At 73.4% G+C, this 3,445-nt stretch carries 4 protein-coding genes; all 4 read left to right on the top strand.

The window, feature by feature from the left end; genetic code table 11:
* Positions 1 to 591 (top strand): aminotransferase class III-fold pyridoxal phosphate-dependent enzyme (locus V6M57_RS14680; protein ID WP_332815742.1); only part of this gene is annotated, 591 nt, incomplete at its 5' end.
* The gene (gene bioD, locus V6M57_RS14675; protein WP_332815741.1) at positions 581 to 1,261 is read left to right on the top strand and encodes a dethiobiotin synthase; all 681 of its coding nucleotides are present in this window, start codon (positions 581 to 583) and stop codon (positions 1,259 to 1,261) included. The genes V6M57_RS14680 and bioD, both read left to right, overlap by 11 nt.
* 10 nt (positions 1,262 to 1,271) lie before the next feature.
* A complete protein-coding gene (locus tag V6M57_RS14670) occupies positions 1,272 to 2,513 on the top strand; it encodes an aminotransferase class I/II-fold pyridoxal phosphate-dependent enzyme (protein WP_332815740.1) in 1,242 nt (413 codons plus the stop codon).
* 5 nt (positions 2,514 to 2,518) lie between these two features.
* Positions 2,519 to 3,445: adenosylcobinamide-phosphate synthase CbiB (cbiB, locus tag V6M57_RS14665; protein WP_332815739.1), on the top strand; the 927-nt coding region annotated here is incomplete at its 3' end.

Raw genomic sequence — 3,445 nt, 5'->3', positions numbered from 1 at the left:
GTCGGCTTCGGCCGCACCGGCACCCTGTTTGCGCACGAGCAGGCGGGCATACGGCCCGACTTCCTGTGCCTCTCCAAGGGCCTGACCGGCGGCACGCTGCCGCTGTCGGTGGTGCTCACCACCGACGCGGTGTACGCCGCTTTCTACGACGATCAGGTGGCGCGCGGTTTCCTGCACTCGCACAGCTACACCGGCAACCCGCTGGCCTGCCGCGCTGCGCTGGCCACGCTGGATTTGTTTGACCAGACCGATGCGCTGCGCCAGAACCTGGGCACCAGCGATCGGCTGGCCGCGCAGTTCGCGCCGCTCTCCAAGCACCCGCGTGTGCGCTTCGCGCGCCAGCGCGGCATGGTCTTCGCGTGGGACGTGGCCAGCAGCCTGCCCGACTTCGGCCGCCGCTACGCCCGCCACGCGCTGGCGCAGGGGCTGCTGCTGCGTCCCATCGGCCACACGCTCTACGCCATGCCGCCCTATGTGATCGACCAGGCCGAGGGCGAGCTGCTGGCGCGGGGCGCGCTGGCCGCGCTGGAAGCCACGCTGGCCGAAGAAACGGCCCCTGCGCCGGTGGTGGGAGACCGCGATGGCGTTTGACGGCTGCTTCGTCACCGGCACCGACACCGGCGTGGGCAAGACCCTGGTGAGCGCGGCGCTGCTGCACACACTGGCGCGCCAACACCGCCGCGTGGTCGGCATGAAGCCGGTGGCCGCTGGCCTGGTGCAGCGCAACGGCGAGTGGGTCGCGGAAGACGTGCTCGCCCTGCGCGCGGCGTCCACCGTGGCCGTGCCCGCCGCGCTCGACAACCCGGTGGCCTTGCCCGATGCCCTGGCGCCGCACCTCGCGGCCGCGCGCGCCGGCCGGGCCGTGACGGTGGCGGAGCTGCTCGCCGCGCATGCCGCGCTGCGCGATCTGGCCGACGTGGTGGTGGTCGAAGGCGCGGGGGGCTGGCGCGTGCCGCTCAATGAGCGCGAGACCCTGGCCGACCTGGCGCTGGCCATCGGCGCGCCGGTGGTGCTGGTGGTGGGCCTGCGCCTGGGTTGCCTGAACCATGCGCTGCTGAGCGCCGAGGCCGTCCGCGCCGACGGCCTGCACCTGGCCGGCTGGGTGGCCAACACGCTCGATGCCGACATGGCCTGCCGCGACGAAAACATTGAAACGCTGCGCCGCTGGCTGCCCGCGCCGCTGCTGGGCACCGTGCCCTGGCACCCACAAACCCCCGACGCACGCCAGATCGTGCTGGACCTGCCCGACACCTGGCGATGAAGGATCTGCAATGAGCTGGTTGAACGAATTTGACGACCGCCTGGCCGCGCTGGACGCCCAGGCCCTGCGCCGCCGCCGCCGTGCCGTGGTGCCCGAGCAGGGCGCCCGGCTCAACGTGGACGGCGAGTCCCTGCTGGCCTTCTGCAGCAACGACTACCTGGGCCTCGCGCAAGACCCGCTGCTGCGCCAGGCGGTGCACGCCGCGGTGGACCGCTACGGCGTGGGCTCCGGGGCCTCGCCCATGGTCAGCGGCCACAGCGTGGCCAACGCCGCGCTGGAACGCGAACTGGCCGAGGCCGTGGACCTGCCGCGCGCGCTGTATTTCTACGCCGGTTACGCCACCAACGCCAGCATCGTGCCGGCCCTGGTGGGCGAAGGCGATGCGCTGTTTTCCGACGCGCTGAACCACGCCTGCCTGATCGACGGCGCGCGCCTGTCCAAAGCCACGGTGCACCGCTATCCCCATGGCGACCTGGCCCGGCTCGACGCCTTGCTGGCCGCCAGCCCGGCGCGCCGCAAGCTGGTGATCAGCGACGCGGTGTTCAGCATGGACGGCGACGTGGCCGACATCACCGGGCTGCACGCACTCTGCGAGCGACACGATGCCTTGCTGCTGCTGGACGACGCACACGGCTTTGGCGTGCTGGGCCCGCAAGGCCGTGGCGCATTGGCCGCCGTCGGCCTCACTGGGCCGGGCGCTTCACCGCGCGTGCTCTACATGGCCACGCTGGGCAAGGCGCTGGGCGTGGCCGGGGCGTTCGTGGCCGGGCCCGAGAGCCTGGTGGAATGGCTGCTGCAGAAAACCCGCAGCTACACCTACGCCACCGCCGCGCCGGCCCTGCTGGCCGAGGCGGTGCGCGCCGGCCTGCGCTGTGTGCTGGGCGCCGACGGCGAACGCCGCCGCCAGCACCTGGCCGCCCTGATCGCGCAACTGCGCGAAGGCCTTGCGCCTGGGGCCGACGCCGCGGTGGATGCCGCCGGCTGGACCCTGATGCCCTCGGACACCGCGATCCAGCCCCTGGTGATTGGCGACAACGAGGCCGCGTTGTCCGTGATGGCCGCGCTGCGTGAGCAGGGCATCTGGGTACCCGCGATCCGCCCGCCCACCGTGCCGGTGGGCACCGCGCGGCTGCGCATTGCGCTGTCGGCCGCGCACCAGAGCGCGGATGTGGCCGCGCTCGTGGGCGCGCTGCGGGCCGCGGCCGCCGGCCTGGGCCAGCACCGCGTGGCCGCAGCCGCGCTGGAGGCCTGATCCCCATGGCCGAGCTGGCCATCCTGCCGTCCTGGAGCGTGATGGCCTGTGCCGTCTGGGTGGCGCTGCTCATCGATGTCCGCTGGGGCGAGCCGCCGCCGCGCGGGCACCCGGTGGTCTGGATGGGCCACTACCTGGGGGCGTTGGGCCGGCGCATCGCGCCCGCCGTGGGCGAGCCGCCCGCCGGTGCGTTCGTGCGCGGCGCACTGGCCTGGGTCGCCGGGGCGCTGCTGGTGGTGTCGGTCGCGCTCGTGGCGGTCTGGGTCGTGAGCGCTGGGCCGCTGTGGCTGCAGGTGCTGGTGTTGGGCGTGCTGCTCAAGCCGCTGCTGGCCTGGCGCATGCTGCGCGACGAGGTGCGCGCGGTGGAGGCTGCGCTGTCCGAATCATTGCCAGCCGGGCGCTCGCGCCTGGCCTGGCTGGTGAGCCGCGACGTGGCGCAACTGAGTGAGCGCGAGGTGCGCGAAAGCGCCATCGAAACCCTGGCCGAGAACCTCAACGACTCGGTGGTGGCGCCACTGTTCTGGTTCGCCGTGGCCGGCTTGCCGGGCGCGGCGCTCTACCGCTTCGCCAACACCGCCGACGCCATGTGGGGCTACAAGGGCGAGCGTCAGGGGCGCGACTGGAGCTGGGCCGGCAAGTGGGCCGCACGCGCCGACGACGTGTTGTCCTGGCTGCCCGCGCGGCTCACGGCGGCACTGCTGGGCCTGCTGGGCCTGCTGGGCGCCGCGAGCAGGCTGCGGCAGTTGCCGGCGCAGGCGGGCCTGACGCCTTCGCCCAACAGTGGCTGGCCCATGGCTGCCATGGCGCTCGCGCTGGACGTGCGCCTGGGCAAACCCGGCGTCTACACCTTGCATCCCCATGGGCGCGGCGCGCTGCCGGCCGACACCGCCCAGGCCTTGCGCCTGGCGGGCCGTGTGGTGTTCACTTGTGCC

The organism is Ramlibacter sp., assembly GCF_036676645.1.
In the GTDB taxonomy this organism is placed as follows: Bacteria; Pseudomonadota; Gammaproteobacteria; order Burkholderiales; family Burkholderiaceae_C; genus Ramlibacter.
The sequence above is the reverse complement of the archived record's forward strand: the minus strand, read 5'-3'. Positions and strand labels throughout refer to the sequence as shown.

Excerpts from the sequence above, each read along its gene's own strand:
- bioD (WP_332815741.1), top strand. The coding sequence starts at position 581 with ATGGCGTTTGACGGCTGCTTCGTCACCGGCACCGACACCGGCGTGGGC.
- V6M57_RS14670 (WP_332815740.1), top strand. The coding sequence starts at position 1,272 with ATGAGCTGGTTGAACGAATTTGACGACCGCCTGGCCGCGCTGGACGCC.